General features: G+C 67.9%; 27 protein-coding genes. 26 read left to right on the top strand and 1 reads right to left on the bottom strand.

The genetic code is table 11. From position 1 onward, the window contains the following. Positions 1-155 precede the first annotated feature (155 nt). The gene (locus tag OG225_RS43600) at positions 156-773 is read left to right on the top strand and encodes a hypothetical protein (RefSeq protein ID WP_331761061.1); all 618 of its coding nucleotides are present in this window, start codon (positions 156-158) and stop codon (positions 771-773) included. A gap of 44 nt (positions 774-817) precedes the next feature. Here OG225_RS43600 and OG225_RS43595 read toward each other — a convergent pair whose 3' ends face one another. Next, positions 818-994, bottom strand: a complete 177-nt coding sequence (locus tag OG225_RS43595; protein WP_331761059.1) for a hypothetical protein — start codon at positions 992-994, stop codon at positions 818-820. A 1,088-nt stretch (positions 995-2,082) separates the two neighbouring features. On the opposite strand from OG225_RS43595, the gene OG225_RS43590 reads away from it, so the two are divergent. From OG225_RS43590 to OG225_RS43470, 25 genes are all read left to right on the top strand, one after another. Continuing rightward, positions 2,083-2,487 (top strand): hypothetical protein, encoded by a 405-nt coding sequence (locus tag OG225_RS43590; RefSeq protein ID WP_331761057.1) that lies wholly within the window; start codon positions 2,083-2,085, stop codon positions 2,485-2,487. A gap of 41 nt (positions 2,488-2,528) precedes the next feature. Then, positions 2,529-3,077, top strand: coding sequence for an antirestriction protein ArdA (locus OG225_RS43585; protein WP_405183689.1), 549 nt, complete (start codon positions 2,529-2,531; stop codon positions 3,075-3,077). Between the two features lie 230 nt (positions 3,078-3,307). Then, entirely contained in the window at positions 3,308-3,553 is a 246-nt protein-coding gene (locus OG225_RS43580) for a hypothetical protein (protein ID WP_331761052.1), read from the top strand. A gap of 80 nt (positions 3,554-3,633) precedes the next feature. Beyond that, positions 3,634-4,473 carry a hypothetical protein gene (locus OG225_RS43575; RefSeq protein WP_331761050.1) on the top strand — a complete coding sequence of 280 codons (840 nt, stop codon included), beginning with the start codon at positions 3,634-3,636 and terminating at the stop codon, positions 4,471-4,473. A 177-nt stretch (positions 4,474-4,650) separates the two neighbouring features. Further along, positions 4,651-5,067 carry a hypothetical protein gene (locus OG225_RS43570; protein WP_331761049.1) on the top strand — a complete coding sequence of 139 codons (417 nt, stop codon included), beginning with the start codon at positions 4,651-4,653 and terminating at the stop codon, positions 5,065-5,067. Positions 5,068-5,132: 65 nt separating this feature from the next. Continuing rightward, entirely contained in the window at positions 5,133-5,792 is a 660-nt protein-coding gene (locus tag OG225_RS43565; RefSeq protein ID WP_331761048.1) for a hypothetical protein, read from the top strand. 65 nt (positions 5,793-5,857) lie between these two features. Continuing rightward, positions 5,858-6,244 (top strand): hypothetical protein, encoded by a 387-nt coding sequence (locus tag OG225_RS43560; protein WP_331761047.1) that lies wholly within the window; start codon positions 5,858-5,860, stop codon positions 6,242-6,244. 143 nt (positions 6,245-6,387) lie between these two features. After that, positions 6,388-8,340: a hypothetical protein gene (locus tag OG225_RS43555; protein ID WP_331761045.1), complete on the top strand. Its 1,953-nt coding sequence runs from the start codon at positions 6,388-6,390 to the stop codon at positions 8,338-8,340. Positions 8,341-8,869: 529 nt separating this feature from the next. Continuing rightward, positions 8,870-9,331: a hypothetical protein gene (locus tag OG225_RS43550; protein ID WP_331761043.1), complete on the top strand. Its 462-nt coding sequence runs from the start codon at positions 8,870-8,872 to the stop codon at positions 9,329-9,331. A 97-nt stretch (positions 9,332-9,428) separates the two neighbouring features. Next, positions 9,429-9,707 carry a hypothetical protein gene (locus OG225_RS43545; RefSeq protein WP_331761042.1) on the top strand — a complete coding sequence of 93 codons (279 nt, stop codon included), beginning with the start codon at positions 9,429-9,431 and terminating at the stop codon, positions 9,705-9,707. Continuing rightward, positions 9,704-10,006, top strand: coding sequence for a hypothetical protein (locus OG225_RS43540; protein WP_331761041.1), 303 nt, complete (start codon positions 9,704-9,706; stop codon positions 10,004-10,006). The genes OG225_RS43545 and OG225_RS43540 overlap by 4 nt, the downstream gene beginning before the upstream one ends. 99 nt (positions 10,007-10,105) lie before the next feature. Beyond that, positions 10,106-10,588 carry a hypothetical protein gene (locus tag OG225_RS43535; RefSeq protein ID WP_331761039.1) on the top strand — a complete coding sequence of 161 codons (483 nt, stop codon included), beginning with the start codon at positions 10,106-10,108 and terminating at the stop codon, positions 10,586-10,588. A 106-nt stretch (positions 10,589-10,694) separates the two neighbouring features. Continuing rightward, the gene (locus OG225_RS43530; RefSeq protein WP_331761038.1) at positions 10,695-11,327 is read left to right on the top strand and encodes a hypothetical protein; all 633 of its coding nucleotides are present in this window, start codon (positions 10,695-10,697) and stop codon (positions 11,325-11,327) included. Positions 11,328-12,264: 937 nt separating this feature from the next. Next, positions 12,265-12,555, top strand: coding sequence for a hypothetical protein (locus OG225_RS43525; RefSeq protein WP_331761037.1), 291 nt, complete (start codon positions 12,265-12,267; stop codon positions 12,553-12,555). 283 nt (positions 12,556-12,838) lie between these two features. Next, the gene (locus tag OG225_RS43520) at positions 12,839-13,120 is read left to right on the top strand and encodes a hypothetical protein (protein ID WP_331761034.1); all 282 of its coding nucleotides are present in this window, start codon (positions 12,839-12,841) and stop codon (positions 13,118-13,120) included. A gap of 55 nt (positions 13,121-13,175) precedes the next feature. Then, on the top strand, positions 13,176-13,988 hold the full coding sequence (locus OG225_RS43515; RefSeq protein ID WP_331761032.1) for a hypothetical protein: 813 nt from the start codon (positions 13,176-13,178) through the stop codon (positions 13,986-13,988). Positions 13,989-14,085: 97 nt separating this feature from the next. Next, positions 14,086-14,946 (top strand): hypothetical protein, encoded by an 861-nt coding sequence (locus tag OG225_RS43510; protein ID WP_331761030.1) that lies wholly within the window; start codon positions 14,086-14,088, stop codon positions 14,944-14,946. Continuing rightward, complete coding sequence (locus tag OG225_RS43505) at positions 14,943-15,656, top strand: hypothetical protein (protein ID WP_331761029.1); 714 nt, start codon at positions 14,943-14,945, stop codon at positions 15,654-15,656. Before OG225_RS43510 ends, OG225_RS43505 begins: the two co-directional genes overlap by 4 nt. A 49-nt stretch (positions 15,657-15,705) precedes the next feature. Then, positions 15,706-16,236 (top strand): hypothetical protein, encoded by a 531-nt coding sequence (locus tag OG225_RS43500; RefSeq protein WP_331761027.1) that lies wholly within the window; start codon positions 15,706-15,708, stop codon positions 16,234-16,236. Beyond that, entirely contained in the window at positions 16,233-16,478 is a 246-nt protein-coding gene (locus OG225_RS43495) for a hypothetical protein (RefSeq protein WP_331761025.1), read from the top strand. The genes OG225_RS43500 and OG225_RS43495 overlap by 4 nt, the downstream gene beginning before the upstream one ends. Before the next feature lie 62 nt (positions 16,479-16,540). Beyond that, positions 16,541-16,906, top strand: a complete 366-nt coding sequence (locus OG225_RS43490; protein ID WP_331761024.1) for a hypothetical protein — start codon at positions 16,541-16,543, stop codon at positions 16,904-16,906. Positions 16,907-16,986: 80 nt separating this feature from the next. Further along, entirely contained in the window at positions 16,987-17,334 is a 348-nt protein-coding gene (locus OG225_RS43485) for a hypothetical protein (RefSeq protein WP_331761023.1), read from the top strand. A gap of 98 nt (positions 17,335-17,432) precedes the next feature. After that, positions 17,433-18,815 carry an ArdC-like ssDNA-binding domain-containing protein gene (locus OG225_RS43480; RefSeq protein ID WP_331761021.1) on the top strand — a complete coding sequence of 461 codons (1,383 nt, stop codon included), beginning with the start codon at positions 17,433-17,435 and terminating at the stop codon, positions 18,813-18,815. 305 nt (positions 18,816-19,120) lie between these two features. Next, positions 19,121-19,867: a hypothetical protein gene (locus OG225_RS43475; RefSeq protein ID WP_331761019.1), complete on the top strand. Its 747-nt coding sequence runs from the start codon at positions 19,121-19,123 to the stop codon at positions 19,865-19,867. Between the two features lie 105 nt (positions 19,868-19,972). Continuing rightward, the gene (locus OG225_RS43470) at positions 19,973-20,686 is read left to right on the top strand and encodes a hypothetical protein (protein WP_331761017.1); all 714 of its coding nucleotides are present in this window, start codon (positions 19,973-19,975) and stop codon (positions 20,684-20,686) included. Positions 20,687-20,744 lie beyond the last annotated feature (58 nt).

The following is a 20,744-nucleotide window of genomic DNA, read 5'->3' as shown; positions in this document are numbered from 1 at the left end:
CACCCGCGCGCGAGCCGAGACACCACCCGGCCCGCGCGCGGCGGCGGGAATCGGAACTCCGCTGCGCTCCGTGCTGCCACATCAGCGGCAGACCCCCAGCCCCGCCCGACCACGACCCGGCCCGCTCGAGGCCGCACCCACCCCGAAGGACAGCCATGACCGCCGACCCGCACACCATCACCGACACCGAACTCCACGACATCATCGCCAGCGCACGACTCGACCTCGAACTGTTCGTGATCACCGATTTCGACGATGTCCAGGCGATCCTCCACGTCGCACTCGACCACACCCACGAACCCACCCGCGATCAGCTCAACGACATCGCGCTGTGGTCGGTTGAGAACGGCACCCACCTGCTGCTCACCATCGACGCCACCAGCGGCCTGCGCCCGGCCAGTGCCAGCCTGCGCGTTACCGAAACCTTCGTCCACCCCGACGACAACGCCCCCGCCAGCGAGGGCCTGCGCCACGTACTCAACGAACTCCTTGCCCACCACCACGCGCTGAACACCGCGCTCGACCAGCACCGCAATCAGTCGCCCGCCCCCCAGCAAGCCGACATCGACCGACTCGAGGCCCTGGCCGAATCGCTCGCGCTCCCGTCCGAACTCCTCGACGTCGACATTCACGACGTTTTCAGCCGCCAGGCCAGCGGCATCAACAACAGCGGCCTCGAAGGTCAGATCGCGGCACTGCTGACCCACCTCGGCCCCGAGGGCACCGAACAACTCATCCGCGCCGCGGCCGCCGACACCAAGGACCCGAACTGACAGGGCCGCCCCGGTGGTCCGACTCCCCGCGGCCCACAAGCGCGCTACAGCAGCGGCACACCTTCCACTTCCGGCCGCGGGAACAACACGCGCCCGACAACGTCCTCCGAACCCGATTCGGCGGGCAGCTGCCCCTGCACCACCGCGGCCACATCCTCGGCCGTCACCGACCTGCGCTCGACCAACATTCCCGTCAGAACACGCTCGACCTCGTGCGCCACAACAGCTCCCAACCTCGCCGACCACCGTTGCACATCAGCCTACGACCAACACCCCCGCCCACCCGAACAAAAGAACATCCACACCAGCGGGTCCGAACACGGCTGCATCGTCACCGCAGCGCCGAGCCAGGGACCGGCCCCGGCCGGTGCTCCCCGCCGCACACGGCGGGAATCGGAACTCCGCTGCGCTCCGTGCAGTGTTCTCCGCGGACAACTCCCAGCCGGACGACCTGGCACCCCGACCCGACAGCCGACCGCCTCCGACTCGCTCGCCGGGCCGCTTCGCGGCCCGGCGAGCACCGGACACCCCCGATCCACCGAACATCACCCCCTGCCCGGCAGCCGTCAAACCCGACGCCGAGAATGCGACCCGGACACCACCGATTTAGCGGCCGTGCGCCCGCCACACCGAAACCCGTGCCCCGCAACGGATCATCCTGCACACCACCTCCAGATCCCGCTGAGAAATCGACCCGTCGACGCCGGTACTCCGCGCGGATCGCCAGCGAAAGATCAGAGCTACCGCGACAGAGCCCCGCCCGGCCTGCGCAGCTCCCGCACAATCACCTTCCAGCGCCATCAACCAGGCGACGGGCGCGCGGCGCCGAATCCGACCGGCACCTCTCCGGTCACCGAGCACCGCGGCCTGCGGCCGCGCGGCGGTGCGGGCGCAGGGCCGACGAGGCCGGTGTGTCCTTCGGCGAAACCTGCGCCGATGCTGGCACACCGGAACCCGGACCACCAGGTCGTTCGTCCGCGCCTCCGCTGCGCTCCGGTGCGGGCGCTCCACCCGGCACCCCGGAACCCGGTACGCCCGCCCGGACTCCGGCCCCACCGAAGGACACACCGACACCACCACCGCCCTGCCCCGCGCCCGCACCGCCGAAGACCCCGCGACCTGACGGCCGCGCGCTCCCGAGTGGTCGCGTGCGGGCGCTGCCGCCCCGCACCCCGGCCCGCTCGCCGCGGAGGCGACCCTCCAAAGGCCACGACAAGCACCGGAATACAAGCGAATCCGAGAACAGCGATGTGCGAATACCCACAACAGAAAATGCGTCAGGTGCGTAAGGTTTAAGTAGAATAGAGGCATGACGAAAAGGGAGACCCTGAACATCAGCCCCGCTGTAGACGCTTTGATCGGCATTGCCCGTGAAGTCCTGAAAACCGCGTGGCCGCACTCGAAGGCCGGGAAGTCGATGCGGAGAATTCTCCGTGAATGCGGCGTGGACGTTCCAGAGCCCGACGACCCGAAGCCGGGTGACCTGAAAACCGTTGTTATCGAATGGGAAGAACACACCTCGCACGCCGCTGTGGTAACGGTTCCCCACGATTTCGACCTGGACAGCGGACAACCCTGGGGTATCGCGGACGCGGTCGGAAACATCAACGACGACACCTACGAAACAATGATCGGAAAGCATAATTTCATAGTCCGTGAGGAACGAATCCACGACCCCAGGGTAGAAGAATTGTCATTCATCGAGTGGCACTGATCAGCGTTCCGATCGGAAGGTGCACAATGACCAGAATCTACGTGGCATCGCTGCCCGACTACACCGCCGGAACACTGCACGGTGACTGGTTCGACCTGGACGACTTCACCGACACCGAAGACCTGCACGCAGCGATCCAGGAGCGCGTTCTATCGAACTCTCCTATCGCCGTGCTCGGCGGTGGCCCCGTCGAAGAATTCACGATTCACGACGACGAAGACTTCGCCGGGATCAAGTTGGACGAGAACACGCCCCTCGCCACCGTGTTCGCCCTGCACCAAGCGTTGGAGCGCGCCTCATCCCACCGGGACGCCACCACCGACGCATTCGCGGCCTGGGTCGAGCATCACGGAGTGCAGAAGTGCGCGAAGGACTGGAACAACGCAGCCAAAGAGTTCGAGGAATCGTACGTAGGTCAGATGTCGCTGCGAGAGTACGTGATCGACCACTACACCGACCTCTTCGCTCAGCCGGAATTCAAGAACCTACCGGAAGCGATTCGGAACAGTATCGACTACTCGAATGTCGCCACCTACTGGGAAGACGACTTCACGGAAATGGACGCATACCTGTTCAGAGCCACCGTCTAGAACAGAGCGCAGCGAACGCACTCGAATTCTGAGTGACGCAGTTCACATCAGCTAGAAGTGCGTAAGGTGCGTAAGGTTGATAATATTAGAGACAGCAAGAGGGAAGCGGTAAGGGAAACCGGAACCGGCCCGGATCTTTGAGAACTCCATAGTGTGAACCGATTCCACGTAGCGGAATCAGAAAAGGTCGGGCGATCAACGCCGGACCACTTTCCCGAAAGGGGGCGGCCATGGCCGCAATCCGCTACGACGTGAACGGCTGGACCTACGAGCGTTCGCCGTTCGACGGGGTGCGACTGGTGAAGGACTACGGCCCTCGCTACGTCACCATCACGCCGAACGCCTCGCCGGAAGTGTTCAAAGCCTATTCGTGGTCGGTGTGGCGCACCTCCACCGGTGACCACATCACCACCGAACGGGCCGACAGCGTCGAGGAGGCACAAGCCGCCGCCGACGCCTACCCACTACCGAGGTAGGCCAGCCGTTCCGCGCCGGGGGCACCAGCGGCCCCCGGCGCACAACCAACACACCGCGAGCACGAAAGCTGTTGCCAAACATGAGATTACTGATCGACGCCTACATGTGCGTGACGCTGGAGGTGACAACCTCGAGCGAAGGATACGCGCGCAAGGCCCTGGAAATGTCCTCGGAACTGCTGGGCGGCGGTGACGCGCTGGTCCTGGACAACACGATGGCAGAGGGAGTTTCGGAGATCCTGCTCCGCCAGCTGACCCACCGCGAAATCATCTCCGTGGTGGCCGCGACCGAGGACGGCGAATTCCACGTCCCGCCGCAATGGCCGACCGACGGACCCAGGCCGGAACTCGAGACCGTCACCGAGTGCTGCGCGCACCCCGAATGCACTACGCCCCTGGACCGCTGGGAGCGCACAGACGGACACACGGTGTGCCGCCGCCACCGCTACGGCTTCCCGGCCGAATTGGTGGCCGTGGGCATGTCGACCAGCGACGGACGCACCGTGGACAAGATCACCGCATGCGAAGGAGCGGTGGTGATCGAATTCGGTCGACCGGGAAGCGACGCGGTCGACCTGCGGGCCTATCGACCGGGTGATCGGATCACGCTCACCGGCCCCGATGGGCTGCGCGATCGACCCGAACCGACTCACTACAGCCTGCCAGCCCCGTTGGTCAGGGTCGGCATGACGACCGAGAACGGGCACGTCGTTCTCGGCGTGGAGACCCGAGGCGACGGAGATTTCGTAGTGATGGAGACCTACATTCCGCGCCCCGACGACCCGGCCGCCGACGCCCGCAATCGCGCCGATCCGGAAATTCAGGTCACCCACCACGACGAACGGGTCGACCTCGCGGTGTTCCCCGACACCGCCGTGCACGGCGTCTACCACCACGACGCCGAGATATCGGCCCGCTGACCACCCGGCCAGCGCCCCGCGCCGCCGCGCGAATTCCACGGCGAACAGGCGCTGTTCGACCACATCGAACACGAGGAGGCCGCCGACACCCCCGACACACAACCCGAATGAACCACCCACGCAGGTAACTGGCGTCCACAACACGCCGGTGATCTGCATACCGGAAAGGCACCGCCGATGAACACCCCCATGACCGATCCCGACAATGACCCCCCCGACCGTGACAGCCGCAGCATCGTCGTCAGCTGGCCCGTGGGCGAGCCCGACACCGAGGAACGCTGGCAGGCGCGCGCGGTCCTGGCCGTGCGCTACGACACGGGTTACGGCTACCGCGCGGTCCTGAGCACCCGCCACCAGCGCCCGACCGGCATGCGCAGCGTCGAACAGACGATGAACCTCGATTTCAAACGGTGCAGGGTCACGATCCACCGCCGCGAGGCCACCAGATTCAGCCGCAAGGTGCTGCCCGAGGTCTACGCGACCGCCGTGCGCGAGCTACGCGACCGGTTCGAGGCCGCCGACGAGGAGGTGACGGTGTATTTCGACGCCGAATCCTCCGTGTTCGCCTACGCGGGTTCGCCCGTCCACCGATAGCCATCCACCGCAGGTACCGGGCGCGCGCCGCGCGCCCGGTACCTGCCGATCCCGAAGGACCCACCGTGCATACCAGCACCACCGACCGAACCGCCGACCAATGGGCCGCCGATTTCGCGGCCCGACTCGCCGAGACCGACCCCGGATGGACCACCGAGCCCAGCCGCGTCTACGAATCGCGTGCCGTGGCCTATCTTCTCGGTCCCGGCGCGGACGAGCGAATCCGCATCGAAGTCCGTTACGACGACTACGGCAGGCCCACCGGAGCACTCGACATCGACACCGATTTCGGGGAACTGCTCACGTTCACCCCGCCGGGGAGCTGCCGCCGAACCGGAACCATGACCAAGACCGACGATCCGGAAGAGATGATCGCGGTACTGTGCGAGGTCATCGCGAACACCCGCCAGATCCTGCCCGAGGCCCGCGAGACCCGAATCAGGTCCGACGCCGACGACGAGCAGCGGATAGCGACCTTGGCCGAGATCGCCACGCGCCTGCCGATGGCACCCATCACCAGCCCGACCGCCACCAGCGGCTATTTCGGCCGCGAAGACGGCGATATCGTCGGCCGCATCAGCGCCGACCGGCACGGCGCGGTCTCGGTCGACCTGCGCCTGTCCCGCGCCGAAGCTCTCGAGCTGGCCGACTACCTCACCCAGCGCCGCCGCCACATCGGTGAGGACACCGAGATCAACGACTACGACGGCCCCGCCCCCTTCTGACCGCCCACCGTCGGGGCCGGATACACCACCGGCCCCGACGCGGACCTTTCCGAGGAATCCCCCGAATGCGATTCATCCCGCACGCGCTCACCCGGCTACTACCCCGCCGCCGCCCCCGCGCGGGGCTGCCCTACGCCGACTTCGGCGCGCCGATGCCGTGGCAATTGCAGATGGACACCGGCCCGAGCGAACCGGCCGAGCCCTGCCCCGAGCACGCTCACGCGCTCGAGCTGCGTCGCCACGCGCTGAACCTCGAAACCCTCGCAAACAATCCCGAACTCGCCGATCCCGACGGCGACCCGAAAGAGCTGGCGGCCCGCGACTACTACGCCGAACTCGACGCTGCGGAAGAGACGCTGCACGCCTACCTGATCGCACACCGCGACGTCCTGGGCGACTACCCGGAATGGGCCGCCGAATACGACTTCATCGACCACCCCGACGAGGTCTGAGACCACCGGTGAGACCGACCCACCAATCGCCGCGAGGCCCCCCGCGCCCCGCCCGAAATCCATAGACCCGCAAACAAAGCAGCACCGGACGGCCACAACCCGCCCGGTGCTGCGCTCATCCTAGAGGAAGACACCGAATCATCATGACCACGACCGAAAACCCCACTACCACCAGCGACGCCGAGCAGACCGGAGAGGCGCACCAGCCCGACCGGACCACCGCGCCGGACACCAGCACCGAGGAACCCACGATCAACGGCACGCCGGTGGCGGTGGTGCTGGCCATGATCGACGCCTCCCCGACCGGCAGGATCTCGTTTCCCGTCGATCCGCGCACAGTCGAGTTCGGCGACAACATGCGCTCCGAAGTCACCCTGACCAAAGCGTTCATCGACGGAATCCGCGACGGCGGATTCGTTCAGGAGCCGCCCGCCTACCTCAACGAAGACGGCACCGTCGAGATGATCGCGGGCCAGTCCCGGATGCTTGCAGCCGTCGAAGCCGGATACATCCCGTGCCCGGTGATCCTGCGCCGCAAACCCGACATCGACGCGGTCACCCTCGCCGCCGACACCATGACCCAGCAGTGGCGCGAGAACCTGCACCGCACCGAGACCAGCACCAGAGACAAGGTGGTGCATGTCCAAAACTTCCTGGCCCTGCCCGGTTTCACCCCGACCAAGGTCGGTCAGAAACTCGGGCTCGACCCCGACGAGGTCCGCGCGGTCAAGGCATTGGAGAAGTCCGACAACGCCCGCGAGAAGGCCGAGACCGGACAACTCAGCTTCACCCAGGCCGAAGCCCTGATCGAGTTCGACGGCGACAAGAGCGCCGAAACGCGGCTGTTGAACGCCGCCGGAAGCAACACTTTCGACTCCGAAGCCGCCAAGATCCGCGCCGAACGCGAGGAAGAAGCCGCGCTCGAGGAGGCCGCCGCGCCCTACCGACAGCGCGGATTCACCATCCTCGACCGCGTCTGGCCATACCAGGAGCCGACCACCTCGCCGCTGCACAACCTCTACCACCGCCAGGACGGCCGCCCCGCGACCACCGACGACATCAAGGCCCCGTCACGGTGGGCGGTGGTGCTTGAGCGCTCGGAGGTCGAAGGCCCGGACGGAGCCCTCGAGGAGCACTGGACCCCGCACTACTACTGCACCGACGCCAAAGCCGAAGGACTGCGGTATTACAGCAGCGAACGCGATGTCGTCACCACTGAGATCAGGGAACGCAAACGCACCGACGACCAAATCGTGCAGGACGGCAACCGATACGCCCGCGCCGCCACCGACGCACGCCGCAAGTTCGAGACCCAATTGCTGGCCAAGCTGACAGGCAACGGCCGAAAGCGACCCGCGAAGATCCCGACCGGGTTGCTCAGCTGGGCCACCGGGGTGCTGTTCACCCAACGTGGCCTCACCGCCGAGAACACCGTCGACGACATCACCACCTCCCTGCTCGGCGTGGACCGCGACGCGGCGATGTTCAGCGGCACGCTGTTCGAGGACATGACCGACCCGCGCGCCGCCGCCATGATCATCGGTCTGGCAATCGGGGCCGTCGAAGCCAGCATGCAACGCCGAAGCTACGACGCGAAGAAGAAGGAGAATCCGACCTATTGGCGGGTCGCCCTGCACAAACAGGAAGGCGTGTTCGTCTCCGTCCGTGCGGTAGACCTGCCCCGCGCACTGATCACACAGCTGAGGAACGCGGGCTACAATCCCACCCCGATCGAGCGCGCCCTACTGGGTGAGATGACCCGCGCCGAAGCGTTCGAGGCCGAAGCCGCCGCAGCGGCCGCCGAGGGCACCGTATCGGCCACCTCGCCCGCCAAGACTGTGCCCGCCAAAGCCGCGCCCGCCAAAGCCGCGCCCGCCAAGGCTGTGCCCGCCAAGGCCGCGCCCGCGCGCAAGCGGACCCCGGCTCGCAAGACCGGCACAGTCAGCGCCGCCCGCAAGACCGGGACCGGGCCCGCCGGTCGAAAGACCAAGGCCGCCAGCGCCGTAAAGGTCACCATCGCGCCCGATCAGGCGCACGAGACCGATTCGGCAGCCACCGATCACGACCAGGCCGACCCCGGCTCGCTGGCAGCCTGACCCCCGAGCGGGCCGGAACCCCCGAGTTCCGGCCCGCTCACCCGGGGGCCCCACCCGGCGGCCGCGGAATCGGAACTCCGCTGCGCTCCGTGCTGTGTCCCTGCGCGGACCACTCCCAGCCCTCGCACGTCGATCACCCGGCCCACCCGAGCACGGCCCGCCGACCGCTACGCGGCCGGCGGGCCGCACCCGAAAGACCCCAGACGTGCGACTACGCCCCGACCAGTCAGGACAACCCGATCGTGACCCACCGCCCATCCATCACGTCCGCCACCGGCATCAGCGTCCGGCCACCGCGCCACCACCACCGCGGCGCGCCCATCCGACCGCCGCACCGCCCGATTCGCGCATACGCCCGCAACCGCAGAACCCGCCGCCGACACCGCAGCACCACCTACCGAACCGAGGAAGACGACAACACATCAGACGCAACTAACAACGAGAACCATTGCAACCCAACATCATGTGCAGGCCCCGACACCCACAACGTGCCCGGTCCCCGCACGCAACAGATCAGGACGACCACGCCATGCCCACCGACACCGACCCGCTCCAGGCCCCGCCACTGGCCAACGAACCCCAGCTCGCCCGCACCCTCGAACGCGTCTGCCGCCAGCACGGCGCGACCGACGCCACCACCGAGCGGCTGATCACCGAAGTCGTGGCCAGCGTCCGAGCCGCATCCGAGCTCGAGCGCGTGGCCGCTGCCCTCGGCAACGACACCCCGGCCGCCGACGACCTCGCCGCCGTCCTGGGATTCGCGCGCCGCGCCCTCGACGCCGCCCGCCGCCGCGACACCCTCACCGGCTACGCCAGCGCCGCCGAACTCGCACCCGAGATCCGCTTCGCCATCGCCGCGGTCGTCGCAGAGATATGGGACCGCGAAGTCGACGACTACCAGCAGCAGAACGACGACGAACGCGCCGACCACCCGTATGAGTACCTTGCCACGCTGCACGGCTGGCTCGGCCCCTACAGCCACGTCCACTGAGGGCCCCGCCGGTGCGAGCCGACCCGCTCCCACCAGCACCCAGCGACGAAGCCACTCCCACCAACCCGTCCACCAAGACGAATATTCGAGCAGGACAATGGAATTCATCGAACGCCACTATCCCGACCTTCCTCACAACGGCACACGACTGCCCTACGCGACACGAACCACCTACCGATACAACGACAATCGGATTCACGTCACCGAAGCGTTGTTCACCGCATTCACCTCCGGTGAATGCGGCCTGACCCGCGACTGGCGCGTGCAGATCCAGGTGGACAGCCTCGCCAGCGCCCGCAAGATCGCGCGAGAACTCGGTTTCACCGGCCCCGTGGAGACCATCGCCGCCGGACTCCGCCACGGAATCCGCTGGTGAGCGGCCAGCACAGCCCCGACGATCACCGACGGTTCCGCGTGGTCGTCATCGGGCCCAACCTGTTCGGTGCCGACGCCGATTTCCACGTCCACGCCGCCGACTGCGCCGACCTGCGCCGCAATCAGCTCTACCGCGACCACACCGACGAAATCGACCGGCCCGACGACATCGCCTCCCTACGCGAACTCGTCCACACGATCTACGACCCGCACGACTTCGACTACCGGCCCGAGAACTGGGCCGACTTCGCCACCGGTATCGAGGTCTTTCCCTGCCTCGACCTGCCCGACGAGCACTAAGCACCACCGCCGCCCGGGGCAGCACCCCTGCCCCGGGCGGCCGCGCCCGCGCCGAATCCGCGGCGCGCGCAGGCCTCCACAGCAACAGACAGGCACCACATGATTCCCCGTGACACCCTGCGGACCTGGCTCGACACGCTGCCCGCCGACACCGATATCGCCGTCGACGAGGGCGGCCTGACCCTGATCGCCGTGGACTCCCACGGAGTTCCCGCCACCGCCCACCTCGAAGTCGGCGGCTACGACGAACCCGACCACGAGACCTCCGCAACCTCGCAACCCGCGCGCGGCGGTGTCGCGCTCGACCACCCGACCGGCCACGACCGCCCCACACCGGCGACCGCGGCCCAGACCGCTCCGGCGTTGCCGCAGCTGCGTGAGGACCAGGTCACCGACACCGAACTCCACATGTTCGAGTGCCGCACCACCGAATGCGACTGGCACTCACCATGGTTCCCTCGCCGCGACCCCACCGTGCCCGCCTACGACAACATCCACGCCGAGGACACCGGCCACGAGAACTTCCACCTCTACAGCCTCTCCCGCGCAGCCGCCAGGATCTGGCGCTCCCCGCGGCGCTGACCGACCACCACCCCGGACACGCACCAGAACCGGCCCCGACCCCGCCGGGGCCGGGGCCGGTCCTGTTCGCAGACCCGGGGCCCGATCCCTCCGAAGGAGACCCGCCATGCCCACGGCCAACACCACCGCAGCGCACACCCGCACATTCACGATCCCCGACGTCGGCCAGGTCAGCGCCACCATCACCGAACCCGACCACCAGGGCACCGTGGTCTACGAACTGACCGGCCCCCGCATCAGCGGCGCACTCGGCATCGCCATCGGCGACCCCCTGCGAATCACCGAACCCGACGCCGCCACCTACACCTACGGACTCGCCACCTCGCGACACAACCCGCACCGACTCACCGTCAACGGCATCGCACTGCGCGGAGAGCACACGATCAGCCGACAGAGACTGACCGAATCCCCCGCCAGCGTGGTCACCAACCGACACGGCCCCGACGGCACCGAGGCCGCCCCCGCCGCGACCGCACGCCGCGCCCGTGCCGTCGTCACCGCCTGCCTGAGCGACTTCTGGACCCGCGAAGACTTACCTGCGCTCTGGCACGCTGCCGCCCGCCCCGCCGCCGCAATCGCCCTGCCCTACGCCGCCGACCAGGTTGCCCGCACCGCCGACGCGCGCAGCGCCGCCGAGCAGGAATACCAGCGCGCGCGCCGCAGACTCGACGTGCTGGAACGGATCGCCGACGGACAACCACCGACTGAGGTCCACGCCGACCTGTTCGATGAGCTCTAGACCGAACACCGCCAGCACAGATCAGGGCTGCCGCGACACCGAGCCCTACCGCAGTACCGTAGCTCCCGCGCACCACCTTCCAGCCCGATCACCTCGAACCCCTCACCACTCGAGCGCGACCACGAGCCGCCGAGACGGTCGTTCCCCTCGCGGCCCGAGGCCGCGCGGCGGCACCCGTACCCGACCAGGGCACGACACCGGGCCGCCGTCGGAACTCGCAAGAGCGAGTGCAGAATCCTCTGCGGACGACTCCCGGACCGCCCCACTTCCGTCCTCCGACTCACCCAACCACGGGGCAGCGGCCCGGTTCAGGCACGTTCCCCACCCGTACACGCCGGTCCGGCTTCCCCACCGGATGCGGCGCGCGACGGGCACGCTCGGCGCCGAACCGCCAGCCACACCGCCGGTCACCCGTCACCGCGGCCTGACGGCCGCGCGGCGACGCGGGCAGGAAGGTGCCGGTGCGCCCCTACGGCAGGCCCCTGCACGACGCTGGCACACCGCGGCCCGGCACGCCAGGTCGTTCGTCCGCGCCTCCGCTTCGCTGCGGTGCGGGCGCTCCACCTGGCCCACCGAACCACGGCGCGCCCATAGCTGTTCCAGGCCCCACCGAAGGAACGCACCGCCACCCGGCACCCTCCTATGGCAGCCCGCACCGCCGAAGAACCCCGCGACCTGACGGCCGCGCGCGCCCACAGGCACGATCCGCGACCTACGGCCGCGCGCTCCCCAGAGGTCGCGTGCGGGCGCTGCCGCCCCGCACCCCGGCGCGCTCGCCGCGCGGGCAGACCCTCCAAAGGCGCGGCCCGAAAAGGCAAGCCCGAAAGCAAAAAAGCACCGTGAATTATCACACTTTCCCGAACCCTCTAGAAACTGCGTAAGGTGCGTAAGGTCTGCTAGAATAGAAACATAAGAAAGAGCGAGGAAAGGCCAGGAAATGGACACCATCACACTTCCCCCGTACGAAATGCCCACCGACTACATGCGCAAAGTGTTCGTCACCGAGCTGATCAAATACATGGTCGGCGCGAGTATCACCGACCCTAATACCGGGAATATCCTCGACGTGCGCACCTGTGCGGTACTCGTCACCGGCGACGACGACGTGCAACTCGTCGCCGATCCCGACCACCTCCGCAGCCAACTCGCCCACCCCGAAGTCTGCGCGGCCCTTCTCGAAAAGTGGCCCGACATGCGTGTTCTCTACCAGGACACACCCCGAAGCTGACGACGCCGCGCACCTTGCGCACTTGCCCGACCCGTCGGAGCAGTGCGTAAGGTGCGTAAGGTTCAACTATTGGAGGGGGAGCCCGGCGTGGCGGAATCGGCTATCGAGTTCTGCGACATGGACGGCGACCGTATACGGCTCACCGCCGCAGGCGATCATTTCGAGCTCAGAACTTCCGACCCGAACAATCCGGATTCCGATTATCGGTCCGCGTATGTGACCCGCGTCGATATCGAGTCCTTCGCGCGCCGCATTATTTCCGCTCACTGAAAGGAACTCTCGAATGAGGTCGAAGCACAACCCCGTCATCGTCGCCCTGTACCGCGCCACCGAAGACCCCGAAACGCTGGCCCAGTGCGACGCATTCACGCTGAGCGTCCGAAACGCCGCACTTCGCGGAATCATCAGCGAGCGCGGGGAACTGGCCGCCTGCCCCCCCGAGAAAACGGGATGGATGCAAAGCCACCGCGCCGTCATCCGGGGCGAAATCCGCCGCGCCGCCGAGCACGGCGCGAGCGACGAGGAGATCCGCGCCGCCCTGACCGCCGCGCCCGTCAAACCCTGATCACCCCGCCGCCGGGGCGGACCAGCCGCCCCGAACCCGAAAGGCCCGAGCAACAATGACTTTCGCATACATCCGATTCACCCTCCCCAACGGCGACTATGCCCAGTGGCGCCACCACGGCGACGACATGCCCGCCCTGGTCGCGTGGTACACCGCCGAGGGCGTGCGCCTCGATGTCGTCAACGAGACCAGCGTCGAGGCGATCGCGCGTCTGACCAACGCGCACCCCGGCGGCCGCATCGACCACCTGAGCGCCGAGCAGCCCCACGCGGCCCACGTCCCCGCCCCCGCAGCCCCCGCGCCGCCGATTGCCGCCCCGTTCGCGACAATCGATCTCATCGCCCGCCGCGCCCCGGTCGGCCACCCGCAGCACCGAGGCCCGCGCGTGCAGGTGTATCGGGTCGACAGCCACGGCCACGGCATCGAAGTGGCCCAGTACATCGAACAGTTCGACCACGCGACCACGACCGCCGAAAACGCCCTCACCGCAGCCGGATACACCCTCGCCGGAGTGTGGAGGCCCGAGGCCGAACCCGGCACCGTCGAACGGCTGCCGCTGCGCAGCACCGCCCGCGGGTTCCTGCTGCGCATGCAACGGGCCTACGCCCCGCCCAGGTCCGAGCACGCCGCCGACCCCGCCGCCGCCGAAACCGTGCGCGCCGTACTCGCCCGCGTGCTGCTGTCTGTCGCCGGTCACGACGACCCCGCCGTCATCGGCCGCGTGCTCACCGATGAAGTCCACGCCGCCCACGTCCACGCGCGGATTCCGGCCCGCACCGAACGCGACGACCCGCAGGCATCCGGGCGGGCCGCCGAAATCCTCGCCCGCATCATCGGCGCACTCGACACCGAGTTCGCCCCGCGCTGACCCGGTCGGCGGCCCGTGGGGCGATCTCCGATCCCACGGGCCAAATGCGTAAGGCGCGTAAGTTTAAGGAAAATAGATACACGAAGGGGAGTCAGTGATGGCCACCAACGCACCGGAGTTCGATCGAGTATTCGCCAACGACCTCGGCCACCCGTTCACCGTTCGCTATGTTCCGGCAGGCTCGCCGCTGGTCGGTGGGCGTACCGAGGACAGCGGTGCAATCGTGGAGTTCTACGACGCGACCTGTATCGGTGAACCGGCCGCCGAAGGGCACCCCGCCGGACAGTTCACCACCGGAAGTTACGACGTCGCGACCTTGCTGGGGCTGGACGGCTACGGCAGCGCGACCGGTGCACTCTCGCTCTACGATTCGGCACCGACATGGACGATCGACGCCCACACCATGACCGATATCCGGGCATGGATCGCCGAGTTCGGTGTACCTAGCGCGGCGAAAGCGCGGATCCTGCAAGGACACCCCGTCCGCCACCGAGGCCGCCGCGCGCTGCGCCACCAGGAGCGCTACGGCGCACCCGAGGCATTCCGCCCCTACACCACCTCGAGCGGAATCGACTGCGGATGGTATGCCCGATACGGGATCGCCGATTGCGGCCACGAATACAGCAACATCCGCGCGGACGGCCGCGCGGACAGCACCATCGGCTACAGCGTCGACGCGCTCACCGACCGTTCCCGCTGCGATGGCTGTTTCGACGAACGCGCCCGCGCCGCACTCGATTCGCTGGCCTACCGTCACGGGTGCGCGGTCGGCTACGTCTCCGAGGACGCCCGCACCCTGACCACATCCACCGGCGGCGAACTCGCCCGCGTGATCGCACACCGCTCCGGCGGCAACCGCCATTTCTGGCGATTCGAGCGCGACGGCCGCCGGTTCCACGGCACCAACGCCGGACCGGGTCACCTCGTGTTCGTGCGCGCCTACAAGGCCGACCGGTGAACCGCCCGCCCGCCCTCGCCGCCGCGCCCGGTCCCCTGCTGTTCCTGGTGACCCGCACCGTCGAGGACACCACCACCGCGACCTACGACGAGCCCGCCGCCCTGAGCCTGCTACGCAGGGCCGCACGGCGCGGGTTCAGCATCCAGGCCCATCGATCCGGAGGATTCCGCATCCAATGGCAGGCCCACCGGGTAGGCGCACCGTCCACGCCGCGCACCATCACCGCCGAGCCGATGACCCCCGCACGGCTCACCGCGACCATGCGCGCCGACCTCGAGGACATCGCCGCCCGCGCCCGCGTCCGCCGCGCACCCGACGGGACCATCCGGTTCGGCCTGTCCCGAATCCCCCGCGCGGCCACCGCCCGATTGCACGCCCGCGGACTGCTCACCGCCCCCGCCGACGATCCCGCCCGCGTCGTGGTCACCCTCTCGGCGCGGCTGGCGTTGCTGGCCGAGGCACACCGGACATGGACCAAGGCCCCACGCGGGTGGTACCGGCCCGCCGACGACATACGTCCGGGCGAATGGGCATTCAGCGCGGGCAGCTTCCGCCCCGGAGGCAAGAGCGGCAAGGCCCACGACCGCACCAGCTCCGCCGGATGCAGCTGCAAGCAATTCGCCGAGTTCGCGCACGACCGAGCAGACGCCGCCCGCCGGGCTCGCCAGCACCGCGAAGCGGTGGCCGCCGCGATGCTCGCCGAACTCTGACCGACCGACACCCCCTCACGAGCACATCCGTATCGAGAAAGGCAACGCAATGCCGGAAGAAACCTGGGACATCCGATTCACCGACCCGGCGGGTGATCGGGTCTGGTTCGACAATCTCATGTCGGAGTCCCAAGCCCGCGAATACGTACGCGAGATGAAAGCAGGAAGGCTCGGCGAGGAGTTCGCCGAACCCGAAGCGGTCGACCGGCTGGAACTGGTGAAGCAGGATTTTCCGATCGGCGCGCGGGTACGGCTTCAAATGCACTGGGAACGCGAATACTACGGCTTCGCGCGGGTCGTCGGTGCCTACGAATTCCTGCGGAGCTTCCACCCCGAAGCGTCGGTCTTGATCCGTGGTGAATGGTCGGGAGCGTCCGAATCCGCGTTCGTATCGACCGTGTTGGAGGTCGTACCCGAGGAGATCGGCACAGGCAACGGCACATGCGCCATGCGCGGATGTGGCGACAAAGCGACATGGATTCCGACCGCGCACAAGCCGCGAGCCGTCGGCGCCTACTACTGCGCGCCGCACTGCACGGCGCTGGACGAGGACCCGCACAACTGGAACACGCCCCGATGAAACGCCCGAGCTATCGAGTCGAGTTGTACGCCGGTCCCGACGTCATCGCCACCGGCGCAACGAAACACGCATTCAACTCGGCGGTACGAGAGTCCGAACGGCTCGCGGGTGAACACGCCCGAGAACTGGGGGTGATCCTGCACGGCGATTCCCCGACCCGCGTCGCCGACACCTACGAACGTACGTGGAGGCACGAGGACACAGCGGTTATCGCCCGTGTCCAGCCGAGCCCCGAAGGCTGACCACGCCGCGCGGCCCCGGCCGCGCGGCGAACCGAGCAATCGAAACGAATCGAGATATCACCATGAACCAACCGACGCCCCAACAGACCGAGGACGCGATCTTTTCAGGTTGCATCCCACGAGAATATCTGTGGTGGAAGAACTTTCACCGTGACTGGGAGTACTCCGACGGTACCGGCGCACCCGACGATTGGGTATGGATCGTCACCGCCGATCACAGCACCCTGGACACGTTGGTGTCCTGCGAGATCCGGCACGCCGACATCATCGAAGCCGCGCGCGAGATCGCCAGCGGCCAAGTCGAGGCCGCACGGTGCGTCAGAGAACAGGCCCGCGCGTTGCTGCACACGCCCGAAGACACCGACATCGATTCCATCGTCGCCGATGACATCTTGCAGGTCGCGGTATACGGCCGAATCGTCTTCTAACAGGTGCGCGGCCGAGCAGTGACCTCCGCGAGGCCCGCCGAACCCGACCGACCCGACAACACCGGAGGAACAACCCCGCCATGCCGACACACGACCTCGCCCCGCGGATCGCCGCGAACATCATGCACACGCACGCGCCCGAACTGGCACTACTGGCCGAGCTGCGCGCGCGCCCGCGCATCGTGGCCACCGGCGGAGGATGCCACGCCATCGAGTTCGACGCCGCTCCGTCCCGGACGCTGTATCTGCTGCTCACCACCAGCGACCACCACCTAGCCACCACCCGCGACGCTATCGAATTCTGGTGCCTAAGCATCTACGACAGCACCGACGACGACACCCTGAAATCCTGCGCCGAGGCGGCCACCTTCGCCCAGGCACACCGCGCCGTCTGGCGCGCCTACCTCACCGGCGAGCACATCGAATAGCCCTACCGCCCGCGCCGATCCATTTGCGCAAGGTGCGTAAGGTGCGTAAGATTAGATGCATTAGAGGCAAGCTTGTGAGAACCGGAGAGTGATCAGAAATGACCAGACGGAAGAAGTACACCGACGAGGAAATTGCCGCACGGCGGGCCGTCGACGACGCGATCCGCGAAAGCGGAAACGAGCTGTTGAACGATCCCGCAGCGGTCGCCGACATGATCGAAAAGCTCGCCCGGATCACCTCGCCGAAGCTGCTGCGCTACTCACTGCGAAACGTGGCCCTGATCTACAAACAGGCCGCAGACCGCGCGATGACCGTCACCGACGTCGACACCTTCAAAGGCTGGCTCATGCGGGGGCGCAGCGTGCACAAGGGTGAGAAAAGCCTACGCATCGTCGCACCGAAGGGCAGCGACGAAGGCGAGGCCGCCGAGGGAGAAGCGACCGAGCAACCCGCCGAGCCCCCCGCCGATTCCGCCGACGCCGAAGTCGGCAACTTCCGCGTTCGATTCCGCATGATCGCGGTGTTCGATATCGCACAGACACAGGCGATCGAGGATTTCGAGGACGAACCCCTCGAGGTCGCACCCGTCGCCGAACCGGCGGCCGCCGTGCGCGCGCACCTGCTCGAACAACTCGCCGCCCTCGGCTACACGGTCACCGAGGGCGACGCCCCCGCGCTCGACGACGACACCCGCACCGTCACCGTGTCCAGCGGCCAGCCGCTCGAGGAACTGGCGCAAGCCCTCGCCGTACTGCTCACCCGCCCCCCCGAGCAGCGCCCGCGCCAGCCCCGACCGAAGACCCGCACCCCCCACGCCGCCGCGCCCGCGGACGCGACACCCGCAGTCGCGCTCGACCTCGGCGAATTCGGCACCGGTCACGCCGTCGTCGAGATCGACCACGACAACGCCCACGTCTACTACCGGGTCACCGCGCCGAGCGTGCGCGGTACGTTCACCGTGGAGTTCAACGAACCCGCCCAGAGCGGCCAGGAACCGAAGCGCGTTTCCGTCAAATACGGCCGCGCCGACAAGCGCGGGAGCGCCCACGGGGAATTCGGCAAGGATCGCGCCGACCGGCCGAAGGTGAACAACATTCGCTTGGTCGACTCGTCTACTGTCACCCTCTCCGACGTCGAAACCTTGCGATGGCTCTATGCTTCCCGGCTGGTGCAAGGCCGCCACAGACTCACCACCGACCGCGTACCGGACCGCACCGGTGACCGCGTGCGCGCCGTGGTGCGCGCAATCCTGCTGCACTTCAAGGACCTGCCGGAATTCGGCGAGCTGTTCAAACGCGCGGCCGCGCTCGATGCCCCGGTGCTGCAACGGATGCAGGACGCGCGAGCCCGCGAGCTCTCCGCTCACATCGCAGGTCTCGAGAACCAGCGCGAGGAAATCGAGGCGCAAGCCCGCTACTACGCCGGACTCGCCGCCGGAGGCGAGATCGACGGCGCACAACTCGCGATGTTCGCGAGCTGACCGCCGCCTGTCGGAGCGGGGCCACCCATCGATCGAGTGCGTAAGGTGCGTAAGGTGCATTGCGTGTGACGATGGGAGGCCCCGCACGATCGCAGCGAACCGCCAGAGCGCGATTCGCGCCGGCGCATCTCATCGAAACCCGTTGCACCACACAGCGATAAGACAACCTATACCGCACAGGAGGGAATGACGTCATGGCCGCCGTCCCCAGCGCTCCATACACTGAAGATCACCGCGCAACCGCGCCGGACGCGCGAACGCGCCGCCGGGCCCGAAGCCCGCGCCCGGACGCAGGAGGGCCGACGATGCAGCCTCAGCCCGACCGCCGAGCCGACCCCGAGGTGTCCAGGCTACGACTGGCCGCCGACCCGCCTACCGCGCCGCGCCCCGACCCGCCCCCCGAGGCCGAACCGGAACCGCCCCCAGAGCACACCGTCTACGCGGCCATGGCCGAACATCTCGCCGACCGCGCCATGGTGGTAGCAAACCCGGAGAACCACCTCATAGCGGCACTGCTCACCGCCGGTCACGCCGAAGCCGCCGCCGTGCTCGCCCTGGTCGAGGACACCGACCTACAGGGATACCTACCCGGCGTCGTGATCGCGTTGATTCGGCATCTGGTCGACACCGGGCAGGAGCCGACCCCGCAGGAGGTCATTGTTCGCGCGCGCGGCCCGTTCGACACCGCTCCGCGGCCCACGCTGCGCACCTTGGTCGACTACGTCAGCCAGGTCTACACCATGGGTATGCCGGTGCGATCCTGGGCGGCCGCCTCCGATGTCGTCGAAGACGCCTACCGCCGCAGCTATGGCGAAATCGGCACCCGAATGGCACAGATGGCCGAGGCATTCGCCGACGTCGAAGAACTCGAGGAGATGACCGGCGCCGCCGTCCGGCAATGGCGTGCACACCGGGCGCGCGTTCACGAATTGCGCCGCCGCGCGCTCGGTGCCGCGCGGCCCGTCGCCCAGCTGCACACCCCCGAACGAGACGCCGTCGAGGACCGCCCCCACGACGAGCCGCCCGAGGAGCAACCGCCGCCCGAGCAGTAGCGGCGGCCCGCGTCGGGCCGAATGGCCAGCGCCGCCGCGAGGCTGTGCCGCGAGTCACAAACGCGTCAGATGCGTAAGGTGCGTAAGGTTGATATGATTAGAGACATGACCACGGCAGAGAAGACCACCGCCCCGACGACCTTCCCCCTCGCCCAAGCGGCCACCTCCGCCGACCCGACGGTCTACGTGGACCCGTTCCCCACCGCCCGCGGAACCGACCTGGTCCAAGAGCCGTGCGGATGCGGAGATGGCCACTACCCCGGCCCATCCCGCGTCCAATGGGACAACGGGCGCGGCAAGGCGGCATGGTGCTTCGACTGCAACGGCATCGGCTACCGTCGAATCAAGGTCAGCAGCGCCCGCGCCCGCCGCGCCGCCCAGACGGCCGCCGAACTCCGCGACCTCGTCCCGTACCGCGAATGGCTCGCTGCCGAAGCCGCGCACCTGGAATTGCTCGCCGCCGAGGATGCCGCCCACGCCGAGCAACAACGCCGAAACAACCTCGTGCGCGGCTACATCGGCGCAATCGGCGACAAGATCACCGACCGCACCGCCGTCGTCACCGTCGCCTACCCCTACGACAAGGACAACCACTACAGCTACCGCACGGAAACTGCCATGTTGCTCGTGCTCACCCTCGACAACGGCCAGGTAGCCAAGTGGTCGAGCACCGGCGCAGGCGCATTCGGCCACGAACGCGGCGACCGCGTGCGCATCGTGCGCGCGACCGTCAAGAGCCACGACACCTACCAGGGCCAGGACCAAACCACCCTGAAAAACGTTCGCCTCAAGCGCATCCGCGCCGACGGAGACGAATAGGCACCCGGCGCCGGGCACCCAGAACCCGCCCGGCGCCAGACCTCCCACCGCGCCGGCC

Origin of the sequence: Nocardia sp. NBC_01377, from assembly GCF_045040005.1 — a bacterium.
GTDB classification, from domain to species: domain Bacteria; phylum Actinomycetota; class Actinomycetes; order Mycobacteriales; family Mycobacteriaceae; genus Nocardia; species Nocardia noduli.
Note: the sequence above shows the minus strand (reverse complement) of the source record. Positions and strands in the feature narration are given on the sequence as shown.

Coding starts and splice junctions, on each gene's coding strand:
- OG225_RS43600 (WP_331761061.1), top strand. CDS start 156: ATGACCGCCGACCCGCACACCATCACCGACACCGAACTCCACGACATC.
- OG225_RS43590 (WP_331761057.1), top strand. CDS start 2,083: ATGACGAAAAGGGAGACCCTGAACATCAGCCCCGCTGTAGACGCTTTG.
- OG225_RS43580 (WP_331761052.1), top strand. CDS start 3,308: ATGGCCGCAATCCGCTACGACGTGAACGGCTGGACCTACGAGCGTTCG.
- OG225_RS43575 (WP_331761050.1), top strand. CDS start 3,634: ATGAGATTACTGATCGACGCCTACATGTGCGTGACGCTGGAGGTGACA.
- OG225_RS43570 (WP_331761049.1), top strand. CDS start 4,651: ATGAACACCCCCATGACCGATCCCGACAATGACCCCCCCGACCGTGAC.
- OG225_RS43560 (WP_331761047.1), top strand. CDS start 5,858: ATGCGATTCATCCCGCACGCGCTCACCCGGCTACTACCCCGCCGCCGC.
- OG225_RS43555 (WP_331761045.1), top strand. CDS start 6,388: ATGACCACGACCGAAAACCCCACTACCACCAGCGACGCCGAGCAGACC.
- OG225_RS43550 (WP_331761043.1), top strand. CDS start 8,870: ATGCCCACCGACACCGACCCGCTCCAGGCCCCGCCACTGGCCAACGAA.
- OG225_RS43545 (WP_331761042.1), top strand. CDS start 9,429: ATGGAATTCATCGAACGCCACTATCCCGACCTTCCTCACAACGGCACA.
- OG225_RS43535 (WP_331761039.1), top strand. CDS start 10,106: ATGATTCCCCGTGACACCCTGCGGACCTGGCTCGACACGCTGCCCGCC.
- OG225_RS43530 (WP_331761038.1), top strand. CDS start 10,695: ATGCCCACGGCCAACACCACCGCAGCGCACACCCGCACATTCACGATC.
- OG225_RS43525 (WP_331761037.1), top strand. CDS start 12,265: ATGGACACCATCACACTTCCCCCGTACGAAATGCCCACCGACTACATG.
- OG225_RS43520 (WP_331761034.1), top strand. CDS start 12,839: ATGAGGTCGAAGCACAACCCCGTCATCGTCGCCCTGTACCGCGCCACC.
- OG225_RS43515 (WP_331761032.1), top strand. CDS start 13,176: ATGACTTTCGCATACATCCGATTCACCCTCCCCAACGGCGACTATGCC.
- OG225_RS43510 (WP_331761030.1), top strand. CDS start 14,086: ATGGCCACCAACGCACCGGAGTTCGATCGAGTATTCGCCAACGACCTC.
- OG225_RS43500 (WP_331761027.1), top strand. CDS start 15,706: ATGCCGGAAGAAACCTGGGACATCCGATTCACCGACCCGGCGGGTGAT.
- OG225_RS43495 (WP_331761025.1), top strand. CDS start 16,233: ATGAAACGCCCGAGCTATCGAGTCGAGTTGTACGCCGGTCCCGACGTC.
- OG225_RS43490 (WP_331761024.1), top strand. CDS start 16,541: ATGAACCAACCGACGCCCCAACAGACCGAGGACGCGATCTTTTCAGGT.
- OG225_RS43485 (WP_331761023.1), top strand. CDS start 16,987: ATGCCGACACACGACCTCGCCCCGCGGATCGCCGCGAACATCATGCAC.
- OG225_RS43480 (WP_331761021.1), top strand. CDS start 17,433: ATGACCAGACGGAAGAAGTACACCGACGAGGAAATTGCCGCACGGCGG.
- OG225_RS43475 (WP_331761019.1), top strand. CDS start 19,121: ATGCAGCCTCAGCCCGACCGCCGAGCCGACCCCGAGGTGTCCAGGCTA.
- OG225_RS43470 (WP_331761017.1), top strand. CDS start 19,973: ATGACCACGGCAGAGAAGACCACCGCCCCGACGACCTTCCCCCTCGCC.